General features: G+C 61.1%; 19 protein-coding genes. 2 read left to right on the top strand and 17 right to left on the bottom strand.

The genetic code is table 11. The annotated features are described in order from the left end of the window. Positions 1 to 602 precede the first annotated feature (602 nt). Positions 603 to 1,943, top strand: a complete 1,341-nt coding sequence (locus ACIOYV_RS00830) for a hypothetical protein (protein ID WP_401319981.1) — start codon at positions 603 to 605, stop codon at positions 1,941 to 1,943. Further along, positions 1,936 to 2,325: a hypothetical protein gene (locus ACIOYV_RS00825; protein WP_401319979.1), complete on the top strand. Its 390-nt coding sequence runs from the start codon at positions 1,936 to 1,938 to the stop codon at positions 2,323 to 2,325. Before ACIOYV_RS00830 ends, ACIOYV_RS00825 begins: the two co-directional genes overlap by 8 nt. 790 nt (positions 2,326 to 3,115) lie before the next feature. On the opposite strand, the gene ACIOYV_RS00820 is transcribed toward ACIOYV_RS00825, so the two are convergent. The 17 genes from ACIOYV_RS00820 to ACIOYV_RS00740 form a co-directional block, all read right to left on the bottom strand. After that, positions 3,116 to 3,976, bottom strand: a complete 861-nt coding sequence (locus ACIOYV_RS00820; RefSeq protein ID WP_401319977.1) for a CsgG/HfaB family protein — start codon at positions 3,974 to 3,976, stop codon at positions 3,116 to 3,118. A 31-nt stretch (positions 3,977 to 4,007) separates the two neighbouring features. Further along, complete coding sequence (locus tag ACIOYV_RS00815) at positions 4,008 to 4,427, bottom strand: curli assembly protein CsgF (RefSeq protein WP_054054493.1); 420 nt, start codon at positions 4,425 to 4,427, stop codon at positions 4,008 to 4,010. Further along, entirely contained in the window at positions 4,424 to 4,813 is a 390-nt protein-coding gene (gene csgE, locus ACIOYV_RS00810) for a curli production assembly/transport protein CsgE (RefSeq protein ID WP_054054495.1), read from the bottom strand. Before csgE ends, ACIOYV_RS00815 begins: the two co-directional genes overlap by 4 nt. Further along, complete coding sequence (locus ACIOYV_RS00805) at positions 4,810 to 5,265, bottom strand: type II secretion system protein (RefSeq protein WP_401322536.1); 456 nt, start codon at positions 5,263 to 5,265, stop codon at positions 4,810 to 4,812. The genes csgE and ACIOYV_RS00805 overlap by 4 nt, the downstream gene beginning before the upstream one ends. Before the next feature lie 244 nt (positions 5,266 to 5,509). Next, a complete protein-coding gene (locus ACIOYV_RS00800; protein ID WP_054054499.1) occupies positions 5,510 to 5,884 on the bottom strand; it encodes a type II secretion system protein in 375 nt (124 codons plus the stop codon). A gap of 4 nt (positions 5,885 to 5,888) precedes the next feature. Then, positions 5,889 to 6,362, bottom strand: coding sequence for a type II secretion system protein (locus ACIOYV_RS00795; protein WP_054054501.1), 474 nt, complete (start codon positions 6,360 to 6,362; stop codon positions 5,889 to 5,891). A 2-nt stretch (positions 6,363 to 6,364) separates the two neighbouring features. Then, positions 6,365 to 8,197, bottom strand: a complete 1,833-nt coding sequence (locus ACIOYV_RS00790) for a secretin N-terminal domain-containing protein (RefSeq protein ID WP_401319973.1) — start codon at positions 8,195 to 8,197, stop codon at positions 6,365 to 6,367. Next, positions 8,194 to 8,700: a hypothetical protein gene (locus tag ACIOYV_RS00785; protein WP_401319971.1), complete on the bottom strand. Its 507-nt coding sequence runs from the start codon at positions 8,698 to 8,700 to the stop codon at positions 8,194 to 8,196. Before ACIOYV_RS00785 ends, ACIOYV_RS00790 begins: the two co-directional genes overlap by 4 nt. After that, entirely contained in the window at positions 8,700 to 9,248 is a 549-nt protein-coding gene (locus ACIOYV_RS00780; RefSeq protein WP_054054507.1) for a GspMb/PilO family protein, read from the bottom strand. Before ACIOYV_RS00780 ends, ACIOYV_RS00785 begins: the two co-directional genes overlap by 1 nt. Continuing rightward, complete coding sequence (locus tag ACIOYV_RS00775) at positions 9,235 to 9,780, bottom strand: PilN domain-containing protein (RefSeq protein ID WP_054054510.1); 546 nt, start codon at positions 9,778 to 9,780, stop codon at positions 9,235 to 9,237. Before ACIOYV_RS00775 ends, ACIOYV_RS00780 begins: the two co-directional genes overlap by 14 nt. Position 9,781: 1 nt before the next feature. Next, positions 9,782 to 10,585 carry a hypothetical protein gene (locus tag ACIOYV_RS00770; protein WP_401319968.1) on the bottom strand — a complete coding sequence of 268 codons (804 nt, stop codon included), beginning with the start codon at positions 10,583 to 10,585 and terminating at the stop codon, positions 9,782 to 9,784. Then, entirely contained in the window at positions 10,566 to 12,272 is a 1,707-nt protein-coding gene (locus tag ACIOYV_RS00765) for a GspE/PulE family protein (protein WP_401319966.1), read from the bottom strand. The genes ACIOYV_RS00770 and ACIOYV_RS00765 overlap by 20 nt, the downstream gene beginning before the upstream one ends. Before the next feature lie 84 nt (positions 12,273 to 12,356). Further along, on the bottom strand, positions 12,357 to 12,887 hold the full coding sequence (locus tag ACIOYV_RS00760) for a response regulator (RefSeq protein ID WP_401319964.1): 531 nt from the start codon (positions 12,885 to 12,887) through the stop codon (positions 12,357 to 12,359). 222 nt (positions 12,888 to 13,109) lie between these two features. Then, positions 13,110 to 14,057 (bottom strand): peptidylprolyl isomerase, encoded by a 948-nt coding sequence (locus ACIOYV_RS00755; RefSeq protein WP_401319962.1) that lies wholly within the window; start codon positions 14,055 to 14,057, stop codon positions 13,110 to 13,112. A 15-nt stretch (positions 14,058 to 14,072) separates the two neighbouring features. Further along, positions 14,073 to 15,614, bottom strand: a complete 1,542-nt coding sequence (locus ACIOYV_RS00750) for an ABC transporter substrate-binding protein (RefSeq protein WP_401319959.1) — start codon at positions 15,612 to 15,614, stop codon at positions 14,073 to 14,075. 9 nt (positions 15,615 to 15,623) lie between these two features. Further along, positions 15,624 to 16,244 (bottom strand): SCO family protein, encoded by a 621-nt coding sequence (locus tag ACIOYV_RS00745; protein WP_290030027.1) that lies wholly within the window; start codon positions 16,242 to 16,244, stop codon positions 15,624 to 15,626. Continuing rightward, positions 16,241 to 16,894, bottom strand: coding sequence for an SCO family protein (locus ACIOYV_RS00740; protein ID WP_054614213.1), 654 nt, complete (start codon positions 16,892 to 16,894; stop codon positions 16,241 to 16,243). Before ACIOYV_RS00740 ends, ACIOYV_RS00745 begins: the two co-directional genes overlap by 4 nt. Position 16,895 lies beyond the last annotated feature (1 nt).

The raw sequence follows: 16,895 nt of genomic DNA, 5'->3' as shown, positions 1-16,895 counted from the left end.
CGCTCCCACAGTGAAACGATGTACACCCGAGCGAGACAGGTCGTCTGTCAGGACGCCTTCGCGGGCAAGCCTCGCTCCTACAGGGGATCTTTGTCGTATACAAAATCTGTGGCGCATGGAGATCCAATGTGGGAGCGAGCTTGCTCGCGAAGAACGATAACGCGGTCTATTTGCCGAGTTCATAATTGTGGCGAGGGAGCTTGCTCCCGCTGGGCTGCGCAGCAGACCCAAAGCCTTCGCGAGCAGGCTCGCTCCCACAGTGAAACGATGTACACCCGAGCGAGACAGGTCGTCTGTCAGGACGCCTTCGCGGGCAAGCCTCGCTCCTACAGGGGATCTTTGTCGAATACAAAATCTGTGGCGCATGGAGATCCAATGTGGGAGCGAGCCTGCTCGCGAAGAACGATAACGCGGTCTATCTGCCGAATTCATAATTGTGGCGAGGGAGCTTGCTCCCGCTGGGCTGCGCAGCAGACCCATTCCCGCCGCTCCCAACTCCGCAGAAAACTCGGATTCCCCCTACAAACTAAACCGAATCCCCCGGCATCCACCCCACCGTCCTATCGCCAAAGTGCCCCGATTCCAAAGACCGGGCCACCCGCGTGACCAAACTCATCCCCCAACACCAACTAGCTGGCCAACAGGGTCAGGCGCTCAATAGCCATCAAGCCACCGATGCCTTGCGCCAGGCCCTGAACTACCCCGACGACCTGCAAGGCTTCGACGATCTACTGCAGGCTGTGGGCGCCAACCGTTCCAACTACTCGCAATCAACTCATCAGCAAAAACTTATCGACGCCGTGCGTAGCGGCGATTGGGTGGTGGTTAAACCTCAGGTCGATCCCGATAGCGGCGCCGCCTCCTGGAACGGCGTCAGAACCAGACCCGAGCCACCGGCACAGCATCTGGTTGAAGACCACGCGTTCACGCAGCCTAAACCGGCGGAGTCGGGGTTTCACATCGTGCAAAGCCCCATGAGCCTCGACGCGTTGGAACGCTCGCTATACGACAATCCACCCGGCGATGCACTACGCCAGCAATTCCGCTCGCTCAATCGCCACTTGGGCGAACACGTGAAGCCGGGGCAAATGGTGATCTTCAGCGATACACGGCACTACCTCTGCCGGCGCGAAGAGGCACAGATGATGATCGCTGCGGAGAAGGTCAACGAGGCGCTGAAGGACCTGAGTGATGAAGAAGCGGCGTTCATGGTTGAACACCATGAGGTGATTGAGCCGTTCTTGGAGGTATCGGCAGGGTCGTTGGGCGTTGCGTCGTTCATGATTGGGCAGCATCTGGAGAATCTGAAAATCAACCTGAAAGACTTGGAAACTCTTCACCAACAGCAGTACCGAAAATATGGTCATCTGAACTCAGCCGAGTTTTTCAGCAAGCGCAAACGCATCATGACAAATCTGGACGCAAACTTAGGGCCACTGACGCGCAAAGGCGTAGGGATTGCTGACCATCCTAAGCTCAAGCGAGCGTTGGGACTGTCGACTCGAAGGACGATACACCGCTGGGATAAAGCGGGTGCACCGACTCAGTTGCCGGGTTACGCAACACATATTGAAGGAGTGGCCAGGGCTGCAAAATACATGCAAGCCGGTGGCTATGTTGGAATTGGCTTGGCTGCCTCCGCCGCGAGCATGCGAATCAATGAAGTCTGTCGCGCTGGCATGGAAGAGCCCTGTCGAAAGGTGAAGTATATCGAAGGGGGAAAATTGGCTGGCAACGTAGGAGCCGCAGCCATCGCAACTGCCTACACAGCACCGTTAACCGTGGAATATTGCGCAGGAGTAGCGCTGAGAACACGTGGCATCGGCGGAGTCATTTGCGTTTTGCTCATCAGTGGAGCCACTGCGTCGCTAAGTGGAAATGCAGGTTCGCAAGCCGCCGAGGCAACCGCTGAGACTCTTTACGAAGCAGCTACCCGTGATTGAAATAAAACTGGCCTACGCAGCCGTGGTGATTGCCCTGTTCACTCTCATCGTTATCAATTTCGCGGTCATGGCGTACGTGGGGCTTTTCAAACTCACGGAAATGGAATCGCACCTCAAGCATTGTGATCTGGTCAACGCCAGTTGTCGGGGGACGAATAATGGTTTGCGTAGTCGCAAATACCGACTCACATTGATCTCGGCCATGCTAAGCAAGCGCCCATCCTGGCTACTCCTGAACGACCCGCTTGCCCTGGAAGATGTTCGTCGATTCCCTTTGCGCTTGCGCCGCTGGATCGAGATTCCGTATCGCATTAATGCGTGTTCGGTCATCGGGATGATCGTTGTATATGGATGGGGCATGTATACGGGCTTGGTGAGGTGAGACATCCGCAGAAGACTGGTCGACTGTCAGGCCGTCTTCGCGAGCAGGCTCGCTCCCACAATGGGTCTGAGTACATTCCTTAGAGATTGGCAGCCTGACACTCAGCCTTCGCGAGCAAGCCCGCTCCCACAGGGGAATTGTGGCGGTCATGGGGTTTGTGGCGCATGGAGATCAAATGTGGGAGCGAGCCTGCTCACGAAGAACGATAACGCGGTCTATTTGCCGAACTCATAATTGTGGCGAGGGAGCTTGCTCCCGCTGGGCTGCGCAGCAGACCCAAAGCCTTCGCGAGCAGGCTCGCTCCCACAGTGAAAAGATGTACACCCGAGCGAGACAGGTCGTCTGTCAGGACGCCTTCGCGGGCAAGCCTCGCTCCTACAAAAGCAAAAGCAAAAGAAAAGGAAGCCCAACACACACCGCGCACCGCTCCTAACCACTCAAGGCCGAGCGTTAGCTCGCCTGCCCTTGATCTTGCCCCACCCGCCCCTTCGGGAGGCTGAGTGGAGGTGTTCATCTGGGGGGTGGGCGCGCAGCGCCGTTCGACGCAGTCGAACACATCGAGAGGAGGTCGAAGCGAAGCCGACCGTAGGCGATGCCCCCAGATGAATACCGGAACGAAGGAACGCCGAGCCTAAGCGAGGGGCCGGACGCCAGGGGCAAGACCTTTGGTTCCTTTGGGGCGTTTGCCAAAGGGACTCGCTGTAAGAGCGAAACCCTAAGCCGCCGTTACCGCAGCAACGGATATGTACTCAATCAACAAAAGCCAGGTCGGCCCGAAGGCCGCCTCGGCTCACTCACTCTCCGGATCAACCTTGTTCTGGCTCAAATACCGCCCCAGCGTCTCATCCTGCACCGGCGAAGAATTATCCCCCGCCACCTGCCACAAACGCCGCTCAATCCCCTGGGCCAAAAGATGCCCCACCGCCGCTTCAATCGCCGACAACACACACAACTGCGCCGGCTCGTTGGTGGTGTAACCCACCTCAGCCTCAAGCAATTTCTTGAACTCGATAAACTTGAACACCCCGGCGCTACGGCCCACCGAATAGATGGTCTTACTGGTCATCACATTCGCCAACACCTGCCCACTGCGCACATCCACCGCCCGCAAGTTCACCGAGACCTGATCCACACGATATTCCCGGGAAATGTCGATCCCCAAATACCGTGCCCCTTCCCCACCGCTGCGCACGTTAGTGTCATAGGCGATGATCCCGCCCTCAAGCATCAAATTCGCCGCCTGCAACGGAGGAAGCTCGCCCTGGATATTCACCGGCGTATTCGGCTTCTTCTGCGAGGCGCGAATAATTTTGCGTTCGGTCAACAAGTTCTGCAGCCCCTCGCGCTCCAGCACCACAAACCAGCCACTGGCCTGCAACGCGTCCATCAACATGCTCGCCGCGCCCTGGGTCACGCTAGTGGAAAACGAGCTGGCCGGGGTCGGTTTGTATTGCCCGGTCTGGTCGCGGAAGCCATACACCACGGCCATCAACCGGCCTTTGGGCCGTGGCATTTTCAGCAAGTCGTAATAGGTCGACGCCCGTGGCGTGAGGGTCGGTGATTCCGTGTCCTGTTCGGCCGGCATGGTGTCGCGCAAGCTGCAACCTTGTAATGCCGCCAACATCAGCCCTAGCACAATTATATTTTTCATGTCCTTTACTCCCCGGCAGCCTGAGTCCCTATCAAGGGTTGAGGCCGTTCACCTGAATTTCCGAAACTTCACCGGTCGCTCGGTCGGTCACTTCAATGCTCAGTGCGCCGGAGTCGTCGATGACGTTGACGATAAAACTGTCGGTGGACAGGCTCCCGGTGTTGCCCGTGGAGATGTTGTCCAGCAACTGCCCCAGCAACCGCGATTGCAGCTGGCTGGTGAAGCGTTCGAGGGCCGATGTGCCTGCCACCGCCGTGCGGTTTTTCAGGTCGGGGTCGTCATAGTCGTTTTGCGCCTGGGCGTTGTTGAGCAGCCAGGTGCCGTTCAACGGGTTGCCGCCAAACGATGGGTTGATCGGCGTATAGACCAGCTCGGTGGCGTGGACCAGGCCGCAACTGGCCAATCCGAGGAGCCAAATGCCGGTGCGCTGTGAGAACGTTTTCTTGTTCATAATTCGTCCTTCTCCAGGTCGGTGGTGTCCTGCAATAACGTTTCCAGCTTGCGCTGGACGATCTGTCGGCGAACCCAGTCGGCGGCGTCGTACGCCTCGTCCTTGAGTTCCACGGTGTTCGGCGGCAGGAACCGCCGGTAAACCAGGCGTTGCTGATATTCCACGGTCACCAGGCTGCCCCAGCGGGCCGAGGGTCGTTCGCGCACCACCAGGTTGAAATCCATCGGGCTGGTGGCGCGCAGGCGTTCACTGAACGAGTAGTAAAAGTCGTGGCCGATGTGCGAGATCGTGTCGTCGACGATGAAGCCCATCATTTCGTCCTCTTCGCCGGCCGGGGCCAAAGGGCTCAGCAACATCAGCAGCAACGCAAGGCAATATCTGTTCATGGCGTCAACGCCTGTGGGGCGGTTGACTGGGGTTTTGGCCCGGACGCGCCATCGAGGAAGGCTTTCTCGGCCACGAACTGCCAGTCCTTGTAGCTCGCCATGCCGACGAAATCCGACCATTGGCTGGGGAAATCCGTCTGCTTCAACGGTGTTTCAGTGGATGGGCTGTTGAGGCCGGTGATGCGTCCGTCGAAGCCGCGCATCAGTGCCCACTCGCCGCCGCCAATCGGGTCTGGATAGAGCTGGCGCAGGTGATGTTTGGGCGATGGAAAACGCTCGTCCTGCAACAGGTCTTGCAGCTCTTTCGGGTACTGCGCCAGCCCCGGCGAACTGCGGTAATAGCTGCGCAGCGCCTGGGCGTATTGGGTGCCGACCCACAGCAACTGGCGCTCGCGATCACGCCGCGAGGCGGTGGACCACAACTCCCCGGCGCTGGCCAATCCCATGCCCATCAGCACAATCAGGAACAGCACGCCCAGGTAGGTGAAGCCGCCCTGTTTGCCGCAATTCTGTTTCCCTGTGGCGAGGGAGCTTGCTGTGGCGAGGGGGCTTGCCCCCGTCGGGTCGCGCAGCGGCCCCAACTGTTGTTTTGTCAAACAAACCGCATTTACCGGTTTTGCGACTGCTACGCAGCCGAACGGGGGCAAGCCCCCTCGCCACAAGAGCCCCAGTTGCCACAGGCTTTCACCCGCAGGACTACCACTCGGAATAAAGGCTGCCATCACGCGCCCTCCCGGTAGCACCGCTTTTGATATCGGCCACTGCGCCCGGCACGCCGTCCGGTGGTGCGACCAGGACCCAGAGGTCTTTGCGCTCGGCAATCGGATCGGTCGGCGGGTTGCGCAAATAACGCTGCTCAACCAACTGTTCGATGGAATCGGGATAGCGCCCGGTGTCGCCGTAATAGTGGTCCAGCGCCTCGCGCATCGCCGACAGGCTCTGGCGCAGCGTGGTCTCTTTCGACGCCTCGAGGCTGCTGAAATAGCGCGGCAAGGCGATGGTCATCAGGGTCGCGATGATGGCCATGACCACCATCAGTTCCAGCAGGGTAAAACCCTTTTCACGGCGCATAGGTTCACCACTCGCGGTAGGCAATGCCGTTGAGGCCCTTGCCCCGGGCTTTGGAATAGACGTCAAACACGTCTTCGCCTTCCCGTGGGTTTTGAGCCGTACTGTCGTAGGAGCGCAGGCCCCAGCCGCCTTCGTCGTTACGCTTGACCGGCAGCAACGGGTCGTGAGGCACCCGGCGCAAAAAGTAGAACTTGGCGCCTTTGGCGCTGCGCACATCGCGCACGCCGTCCACCAGCACTTGCAGGTTCGGCGGGTAGCCGCTGCTGTTCAGCGACTTCTCGATATAACCGGCGTCGAACGCGCGTTTGTAGGCGTCGATGGCGTCGCGGATCTGGTACAGCGCAGCGCGCATATCCTGCTCCTTGCCACGTCGCACCACGGTCTCGGTCAGGGGCGCGGCCATGCCGGCCAACAGGCCGACCAGGGCCAGCGTCACCACGACTTCAATCAAGGTAAAACCGCGCTGGGAGGCGTTCATGATCAAGGCTTCTCGACGACAACACGGGTGGAAGACGCAACCGGTGTGACCATGACGTCGGTACGAATCGCCGAGTCCATGCCACGCTCAGGCGCCTGGATATGCATGCTGGTTTCGGTGCCAGTCTGGAACTCCATGTCCGACGGGCTCTGGTAAGGCAGGTTGCGCACGATCCGAGGGGTGATCGACAGCACCAGTTCCGATTTGCCGACGGTGTCCTTGTTGCTGCCGAACAAGCGGCCCAGCCCCGGAATGTCGCCAAGCCCCGGGATCTTGTTGCCGGTGGCGCCGTGGTCGTTACGCACCAGACCGGCGAGGATCTGGGTTTCGCCGTCGTGCAGACGCAAAGTGGTCTGGGCGTTGCGGGTATCAACCTGTACCGGAATCGTGCCCTGGCGGGTCGGTTCCAGTGGCGTGGCGTTACTCACTTCCAAGGCAATCTTGATCGCCACTTCGTTGTTCAAGTGCACGATCGGCTGCACTTCCAGCTTCAGACCGACATCCAGGTAGGTGACGCTTTCAGTGATCACCGGCCCCTGGGTCGAAGGCACCGATGTGGCGCTGATGATCGGCACGCGCTGACCGATGTGGATGCGCGCCTGCTCGCGGTTGCTCACGCGAATCACCGGGCTGGCCAGGGTGTTGATGTCGTTGTCCTGCGCATTGATCTTGGCTTGCGGCGACGGCGAAATGGAGATGCGGCTGGAGTTGATGCCCTTGAGTTGATCAAGGATCGTCACCCCGGAGCCGTCGCTGTTGACCACGCCGAAAGTGTTCGGCCATTGCAGACCCAGGTCGAGAATCCGCTGGGTGGCGACTTCCATCACTTCCACTTCCAGCACCACTTCGGGGTCGGACTGGTCTTGCGATTGCAGGAGTTTCTCGGCCATGCGCACCGCGTCTTCGGTGTCGCGCATGGTCAGGGTGTTGAGGCGTTCATCGACGAACACATCACGAGTCTTGAGCATGGTCTTGATCATGTTCAGCGCGGTGTTGGCATCGACGCTGGTCAGGTAGAAGGTGCGCATCACCAGCTCCTGATAATCCTTGAGCTTTTGCGGCGAGTCCGGGTAGATCAGCAAGGTGTTTTCGTTCACCACTTTCTGATGCAGCTGGTTTTGCTGGAGCAGCAGTTCCACGGCGTCTTCGATGCGCACATCACGCACGAAGATCGTGGCTTTCATGTCAGGGCGCAGGTCTTTGTCGAAGATGAAATTCAGCCCGGCGACCTGGGACAGCACTTCGAAAATGGTTTTCAGGTTGGCGTCGCGAAACTCCAAGGTGACTGGCCGATCAAGACGGGTACGCAGTTGTGGATACGGCACCACGTTGCGGCTCTGGACCAGGCGAATGTTGCCTTGCAGTTCCAGGGCACCTTCATTCTTCGGGTCGAGTTCGAGCATCTGTTTGACCTGACGGTCGGCACCGTAGATGTCGCCACGGCGCAGGTCGCCACGGGCCAGTTCGAGTTTGTCGTCCTGGCTGCGCAGGTAGTCGAGTTGCTTCAGGGAATCCTGGGCGCGGCGGTTGCTCGGTTCGATGGTCAGCACCCGACCGTAGGCCAGGCGTGCGGCCGCGAAGTCCCGGCGCGCGCGGTCAGTGTCGCCGGCGGTCAACAACGCAGTAATCGCCTTGGCCCGACCGGTGTTCAGCAGCAGGTGCAATTCCGTGTCCCGAGGGTTTTCCCGCAGGCCTTCCTGGATGCGCGCCAACCCGGCTTCGTACTGGCCTTGTTCGATCAGGTCAGACGCTTCTTTGTTGGCGACTTGCGCCGAACTGCACGCGGCCAGCGCTGTGCTCAGGCACAGGCTCATCAGCAAACGGGATCTGTTCATTGCGTGCTCCCCACAGACAAGGTCTGGGACAAATGCAGAGGCAGGTAGACCAGGCTCAATTCCACATCGGAAATGCCCTCGATCCGCCACGTGTCGTCGATCACATCCCCTTTGCGTACGACGTATATTTTTTCGCCGTTCTGCAAAAACACTTGCAGGTCGGATTGGTTATGCAGCCTGCCGACGAACTGGAAAGGCATCGCGGGGGCGCTTGGGGTTTGCACCACCGGGGTCAGGTTGACGGGTTGTTCGGTGACGCTGGCCAGTACCGGCGCAGCCTTCCAGCTGCGGGTGGCGAACAGGTCGCCGGACGGGCTCAAGTCCTTGATCGGCGCGGCTTTGACGCTGACGGCTGCGGCCGGTTTTTTGCTTTTGGCCGGCGTTGCGACGGTCGCAACGCTGACCTCGCCGTCCTCGGGTTGCCGCAAGAAATCCGGCAACCAGGCCAGCGCCGCCGCCACGCCGAAGAACGCCACCCAACCCACTACGCGTTTGGTATTCATCACGACCTCGACAGGTAAAGGGTCATGCGGATCCGCCCGGTCAGGTCGGTGTCGGCGATCTTTTTGCGTTGGAACTCCACGTCCTCCACCACCACCGCCGGCAACTGGCCGAGCAAGGCGTGCAGGAAGCGCCGCAGTTGCGGATAGCTGCCGCGCACTGGCAGCAGGATTTGATATCGAGCTAGATGGGTCTTGGGGTCGATGCCCAGGGAATATTCACCCCGGGCCAACGTGATGTGTTCCAGCGCGGCCAACGCGTAGATCTTGTCGATGGCCACGGTGGCTTGAGGCTGCGACGGCAACTTGCTGCGGAAGTCGTCGAGTTGCCGTTGCGGCACCACCGGTGGCGCGACGCTGCCGTCTTCAACCTTGGCCAGGTACTCGCCGGCTTCGCGGGTTTGCTGGCTGAGGGTTTGCAGCGACTGCCAGTCCGGCACCAGCCCGGCCAGCGCATACATCAGCGCCACCGCCACCAGTGCCATCCCGGCCAGGCCCGGAATACCGAGGCCTTGCAGGTATTCGTGCACGATCAGTCTAGGGATTCGCATCGCCTATCTCCCAGGTCGCCGACAGGTTGAATTGCACCGGGTGTTCCGGCACGTTGGCGACGATTTCGTGGCTCAGCAGGGACACGTCCGACAGCTCGTCGCTGGCTTCCAGACGCTGGTGAAATTCGAGCATCGCTTCCAGGTCCCGCGCCTCGGCGCTGATTCGTACCTGGCCTTTGCGCGCATCCGGGGTCAGGGTCAGCAAGGCGATGTCATCCCGAGGCATGGCTTCGAGCATCGCGAACAGGCGTTCCCATGGCCGACGCAGTTGCTGGGAGACCTTGCGCATCTCGGCGAGGTTTTGTGCTTGTTCGCGGGTCTCGGCCGGGGTCAGGCCGACTTTGCCGCCGGTGTCGCCGGTGAGTTCGCGCTGGGCGTGTTGCAAGTGGCCTTGTTGTTGTGAGGATTGCTGGTCGAGGTGCTGCTGGGCGAAGAAGCACGCCAGGGTCAGCGCCACGCCGGCGGTCATCAGGCTCCAGCCCAAGGGGCCCGAGCGGCGACGCGGCTGGAAGTCGAGGGTCAGGGCGCGCATGTCAGGCCACCGCCCGGGACATCACGTACAGGCAATCCCGTACGCCAGTCCGGTCTTCTTCGAGGGTCCGCAGGTGTACGCCGGGCACTTCGGGTTGCGAATCGATGCGCGCCGGGGCGTGCAGGTAGACGTTGAGTGGCCGATCGCTGCTGGACGCCTGCAACTGGCCTTCGCGGCCAATCAGCGCCGTCAGTGCTGCATCGCTGTCGCTGCTGCCCACCGAGCGCACCGAGGTCCAGCGCCCTTCCCGGGCCAGCAGCAACACGCTGCGCACCGGTTCGGCGACCACGAACAGGAAGTCCCCGGCGTCGAAGCTTTTATCGAAGTGGTTGAACGCTGCCATCAGGTACGGCTGCACCGAACGCAGGCGCAAACCACGAGCGCTGACCAGACTGCGCAAGCGATCGAGCAAGTCCCGGGGCAAGGCTGAGGCGATGCGGTCGTAGCCCGCCGGTTCCGCCGAGAGCACCAGGCTCCAGGCTTGGGTTGGGACGCCGTAGAGGTCTTCGAAACACAGCTGAGCGAAGCCAAGCAATTCGTCGGGGCTGCTGATCTGGTCGCTCCAGGGCACCAGGCAAAAGCGGCTGAAGTGCCCGGAGACCACCACGCTCAATTCGGCACCCGTGTGGGCATGTTCGCCGAGCAGACGGTCGAGGGTTTCCAGGGCAACGGCCCAGGCATGGAAGCCTTCGTCGATAAAACCGACGCTGCCCAGCCAACGGGTTTCGCTGCCCTGGCGCTGGCCGAGGCCGACGCCACTGGCGCCGAGCACGGCGACATAACGATCACGAGACAAAAGTGACACGATTGATCTCCTCGAGCGTAGTACGCCCCGCTTGCACCAGTTCCAGCGCCGACTCGCGCAACAGGCGCAAGCCACGTTTGCAGGCGTGGGCCTTGATTTTCGAAATGGGTTGGCGCTCGACAATCATTTGCCGCAGCTCGTCGTCCAGGTGCAGCAGCTCGGCAATCGCCGTGCGCCCGCGATACCCGGTGCCCCGGCAATGGCCGCAGCCCTTGCCATGCACGAAGTGGTAGTGGCCGACGTCTTGCGGGTCGAGGCCGGACTGTTGAAGTTCTTCATCGGTCGGCTGGTGCGGTGCGCTGCAACTGGCGCAGACCAGGCGAATCAGGCGCTGGGCCAGCACCGCGTTGAGCGCCGAGACCAGGCTGTAGGGATCGATTTCCATCTGGGTGAAACGGCCGATCACATCGAACACGTTGTTGGCGTGGATGGTGGTGAACACCAGGTGCCCGGTGAGCGCTGATTGCACAGCGATCTGAGCGGTGTCGGGGTCACGGATTTCACCGACCATGATCTTGTCCGGGTCGTGGCGCAGGATCGAGCGCAAGCCACGGGCGAAGGTCAGGCCTTTCTTTTCATTCACAGGAATTTGCAGGACGCCCGGCAGTTGATATTCCACCGGGTCTTCGATGGTGATGATCTTGTCCACGCCGTGGTTGATCTCGGTGATCATCGCGTAGAGCGTGGTGGTCTTGCCGCTGCCGGTGGGACCGGTCACCAGCACCATGCCGTAGGGTTCGGCAGCCAGGCGACGCAGTTGCTTGAGGGTGTCTTCTTCAAAGCCCAGGGCCTGCAACTGCACGCCGCTGACTTTGTCCGCCAGGTCTTGTTTGTCCAGCACCCGCAGCACCGCGTCTTCGCCAAAAATGCTTGGCATGATCGACACCCGGAAGTCGATCTGCCGACCGCTGATGCCGATTTTGAAGCGCCCGTCCTGGGGCACGCGTTTCTCGCCGATGTCCAGTTCGGCCATGACCTTGACCCGGGAAATCACCTGCTCGGCGAACTCACTGCCCTGAATCTTGCTGATGTTGTTGAGCACGCCGTCGATGCGGTACTTGATCACCAGGCCGCTGCCGGTGGTGCCCAAGTGAATGTCGCTGGCGTGCATTTTCAGCGCGTCGTAGAGGGTCGAGTTGACCAGTTTGACCACCACGCTCGCGTCTTCGCTGATGCTGGTCAGGGACAGGCTTTGCAGGTTGTCGATCTCGACATTCGCGTCGGCCTGGGCGTTGAGCGACTCCACGGCGTGGAAGCTTTCTTCGTGACGGGCCAGGTAGGCTTTCAGGTCGTCGGCATGCACCAGATACAGCGGCGCGCCGTGCAGGCAATCGTCGATCCAGGCCAGGCGCGCCGTGTCGAACGGGTCGGCGAACACACCGATGACTTCGTCGGCGTGGCGCAGCAGGATGAATTCGCGCTTGAGGCATTGGGCCAGGGTGACCCGATCAAATACTGGAGTGGCCTGGAACAGCGTGTCGGTGTCGAGCACCGGGTAATGCAGGGTAGCGCCGAGACACTGGATAAACGGCATGGAGGCCAGTTCGCACAACACCCCGAGGGCGTCCAGTACCCGTTCACCGGAACTGGCGGCCCGGATCCGCGCCTGGGCCAATTGCTCACTGCTAAAACGTGTCGGTACAGACTCCAATGGTGCCGGTTCTACGGCAAGTGTCAGACGTTCCATGGCTTGCTCTCCAACGCCGGGGGCTTAGAGCCCTGTCGGCGCGGCAGGCCATTGCGGCTGGAGCCGGAACGTCGTGTCGCGCCACTACTCCCCGGTGAGCAATTGTTCGTCGTCCGGTGCCAGCGAGGCCGATGTTCGTCGGCGATCCGCCAGCACCCAACTGCCGTCGTACAACTGCAGCGGGAAACTCTCGGTCCTGCTCTGGCGTCGTTCGACAAAACCTTCAGAAGTGCTCACGCCTGTTTTGGCTTCGCGCTCCATCCCTAGAAGGTCGCAGACTGCACGGGCCAATTCCGCCAACGGAAAGGGTTTGAACAGGATATGGCTGACACCTAACTGTCGGGCCCGCTCACAGACTTCAGCGGTTGGGTGCCCGGTAATCAGCACAAAATGACACTTCCTGTTCTGGCGGACGGCATCGAGCACCTCAAAGCCTTCCATATCCGGCAAGCGGTAATCGAACACCATCACATCGGGTGCAAAACGTTCGGCTTCACCGATTGCCATGGCACCGTCGTGAGCTATCCGGACTTCCAACGCTTGCGCCTGAAGGTAATCCTTGAGGTTTTCGGCAAGCAGTTGTTCGTCTTCGACAACCAGTACTTTGTTTAACAAGGTCGACTCCTTGAAACCGCAGGTCCGAGTACCGAGCCTGGCGGAGTGCGCGCCTTACAAGGGCTAACGCACACTTCATGCCAGGCCGAGCGTCGGTATTTTTATCTCTTCATGTCCTTGAATTTGAAGACAATGCCAAGTCGTCCAGATCCCCCTCCCCCCAAAGGCGGGGAAGCGCATGGATTGGCATTGAAGCTTTTCCCCACTATTGGGGGGGAACGTTCAATCATCGTCAATCCGCTCAATGCGATTGCGGGACCGCAACTGCGCCAGAACGTCTCGACGAGCCTGGGCCTTTTGCTGTCGGGCAAGGTACACCCTGACTGTTTCAAGCCCTTGCTCCTCTGTGACATCTGTCGCCTCCTGGTGGTTCTGTAAATAGATCAAATGCCAGCCAACTGGCGTGCGCACCGGTTCACTGACCTGGCCCGGCGTTAATGCAAACGCCGCCGCTTCGAATTCCGGCATCATGCGCCCGCGCGCGAAATAGCCCAAGTCCCCGCCTGCACTGGCCGAAGCGTCTTCGGAAGCACTGCGGGCGACGCTGATGAAGTCCGCGCCACTGGCGATTTGTACACGTAGCTCCTCTAAGCGTAGTCGCGCGGCTTCGACTGTGGCGGCATCCGCCCCCTGCGGCACTTTGATCAGGATATGCCGGGCGTGGATCTGCTCGGGGCTGCCCATCTCGGCGCGGTGCGCTTCGAAGAAGTCGCGGACCTGTTTTTCGTCCGGCTCCGCCACGCGGGTGAGGTCGGCGAAAACCTCCTGGGCCGCCAGCTCGCGTCGGGTGTACTCGGTAAAACTCGCCTCATCGAAACCGGAGTCTTGCAGCTTGCGCGCGAACACCTCGGGGCCGCCGATGGCCTGGCGGGTCAGCGCCACCTGGCTTTGCACCGTGGCATCGCTGATCACCACCCCGCGCTTGAGCGCTTCCTGCCACAACAATTCTTTGTCGATCAGTGCATCAAGGGCGGCCTGACGCAGCTGTTTGTAAGCCTTGGGATTACGGATGCTGGCGACCGCCCGACCCTGGTCTTCCAGGTATTCGGCGAAATAACGCTCCAGGCGAAACTCGGAAATCTCTTCGCCATTGACCCGCGCCGCAGCCGGCCCGTTATTACTGAAGGCCACGGGCACCCAGAGCATCAGCAGCAACAGTAGCGTCTTCATGATCGAAGCCTCCGGTCAGGGTGTAACGGCAATCGGTTTGTAGGGTGCGACCAGATAAAAACGCTGGTCGGACAGGTCCACGGTGACGATATGCGCGCCATTCAGGCCCAGGCGGCGGCCGGGGCCAAAGCTGATCCGTGGGGTCAGCCCGGTGTCGAAATCGTGCAAGCCCTCGAGGGCGCTGATGAGTTTTTCGCGGCTGGCATCGCGCCCGGCCTGCTTCATGCCTTCGCTGAACAGCAGCATCGAACTGAACGCTCCCACTTGCAGCACCGCGTGTTCGCCACCGAGACCCTGATGCTCGCGCAACAAGGTCAGGGCCGTGCGCCCGGACTGGGTCCAGTCGCTGGGCACGAACGGGTAAGCGAGGAACACCCGCCGGGAAAACCCGCTGGGCACTTGCAGCAACTCCCCCGCCACCTGATTCGATGCGGCGAACAGGTAAGGCACCTGCCCCGCTGTCTGCAAGCGTTCGGCCAGGCGACTGAAACCACCACCGCTGCCCAGGTAAAACACTGAACGCGAACCCAGCGGCAACTCATCCTGTGCCGAATCGTAGGCGTGCAATCGCACATCCTGCCAGGCGTGAGCCTGCAAATATTGGCCGAGGCTCTGCGCCGCCAATCGTTGGCCGGGATCGTCCGGATAGGCAATCAGTGTCGGCCCCGGCAGCACCCGCAGGCTGTCGGTGGCGTAGTCGGCCAGGGCGATCAGTTGTTCGCGCAAACCGGGCAACGGTTCGAAAATCTGCCGACTCGCCTGGGCTGTGCCGAGCAGCGACAACGGCCCGATCAGCGGCACTCCGGCCCGCTCCAGGCGTGCCGCCAGTTCGGTGTCCAGCGCCGGAACCAGCGGCGCGATCAGGGCAAACACTTGTTCCTGCTCGATCAAGCGGTCCAGAGCCAGTTCCGCACTGGCACTGTCCGGGCCGGGATCGAGGATCGTCAGGCGCAGCGTGCGGCCATGAATCCCGCCCGCCTCATTGATCCGTGCCACGCTGCCCTGAAGCACCGCCGCCACGGTCGAGCCTTCATCGCGCAACGGCCCCTGACTCGGCAACAAGGTGCCCAAGTGCAGGCTGTCGGCGTTCAGGCCCGGATCGCGGTCTTCGCCCAGGCGCTTGAGGTAAGCACTGAGGTCGCGTTGATCCTTCATCGACAGCACGAACCGTGGCATGGCCGGGTCGAGTCGATTGTTGCCGGGGTCGCGCCCTTCCTGAATCGCCCGCGCCAGCGTGCCCTCGGTGTAGGCCGGGTAATCGCGGCCATTGATCTGCTGTTGGCCATAAACGCTGCTGAGCCGCGACCAATTCAGGTCCGGTGGCCGCACCCCGCCCTCCGCCCGGCCCTGGCCATCGGCGCCGTGGCAATTGGCGCACGGCAGGCTGGTGGCCGGCAACACAATGTCCGCCGCGCCGACCCGCGCCATCACCGGCTCGCCACTGCCCGACAACCCTTCGCGGTACAAGCGTTTGCCCGCACTTTCACTGGGGCTCAGCGGCAACGCGCTGGAGCTCAGGCTGACGCTGGCGAGAAGGATCAGGAGGGCAATGTTCATGGCCCGGACTCAGCGACCGACCACGGGCATTGTCAGCAACTGCAAGCGCTGGGCAATGGCGGCGGCCGGGGCATCAGGGCGGATCTTGCTCCAGCGTTTGTTGGCCACGTCACCGACGATCAGTTGCGTGGAATGTTGCTCGGGGGTCGGCACGATCTGACCGATGCGGCCCAGCACCAGATCCATTTGCGCCTTGTCACCGGTTAAAAAAAGCCAGTGCGGGCCATCGACGCCCTGCTTCAAGGTGTAAGCCTTGAGTACCGCCGGGGTGTCCCGCAGCGGATCACTGGTAAGGGAAATAAAGGTGATGCCGTCCGCCTTGTCGCCCAGCACTTCGCGCACTTCCTTGAGCTTGCGGGTGATCAGCGGGCAGGCATCGGTGCAACTGGTGAAAATCACGTTGAGCAGCACCACGCGGTTTTGCAGGGCATCGCTGTAGAAGCGCAAGGTGTTGCCGTTCTGGTCCTGCAACGGCGTATCGGTGAACCAGGTCTGCGCATCGCGGGTGCCGGTTGCCGGCGCGGCGGCGGTCACGGCTGGCGTCGGCTCTGCGTGCTGTTCGTGGGAAAACGCGAGGAAGCTGATCACGCAAAAGCACATCGTCAGGAAGATCAAAATAAGCGCTTTCATGGCTGGTTCTCCATGGCGATAGCAGTGTGTTTGGCGTGGGCGTTGCGCTGGCCGCTGAGTTTTTCCACTTCACGGGTCAGCACCGTCGGGTCGGTAAAACCGTAGTAACGGGTCCAGTGACGGCTGTTGCCGTCGCCGACCATGATCAGCGGCGCGTGGTTCTTGAAGTCACCGCTGAACGTGCCGAGGCCCTTGAGGGTTTCGGTCACCGATTGCTGGCTGCCGGTGAGCCAGCTCCAGCCCGGGCCGTTCTGGAAACTGCGCGCGTAGTCGTTCAGGCGTTTGGGGTCATCGCGTTGCGGATCGATGCTGATCGACACCAGTTGCACCTCTTTGCCGACCCGCGCGCCGAGCTGTTTCTGCACCTTGCCCATGATCGACGACACCACCGGGCACACCGTGGTGCAACTGGTGTAGATGAAGCCCATGACCACGATTTTGTTGCTGATCAGGTCCTTTTCCAGGCGTACCGGTTTGCCGTTCTGGTCCACCAGCGCGACGTCGGCGAATTTCACCTGGGCGCTTTCCTGGGTCTTGGCTGGCGGCGCGTTGTGCCCGGCGTGTTCATCCGCCGAATGCGCCAGGACCTGGCCGATGCCGGTGGCCAACAGGCAGAACGTCAACAAGCCACGGTGTGCGAATCGGTTCATG

Origin of the sequence: Pseudomonas sp. NPDC087342, from assembly GCF_044744265.1 — a bacterium.
Classification (GTDB): Bacteria; Pseudomonadota; Gammaproteobacteria; order Pseudomonadales; family Pseudomonadaceae; genus Aquipseudomonas; species Aquipseudomonas nunensis.
This window is presented reverse-complemented; position numbering and strand designations above follow the sequence as displayed.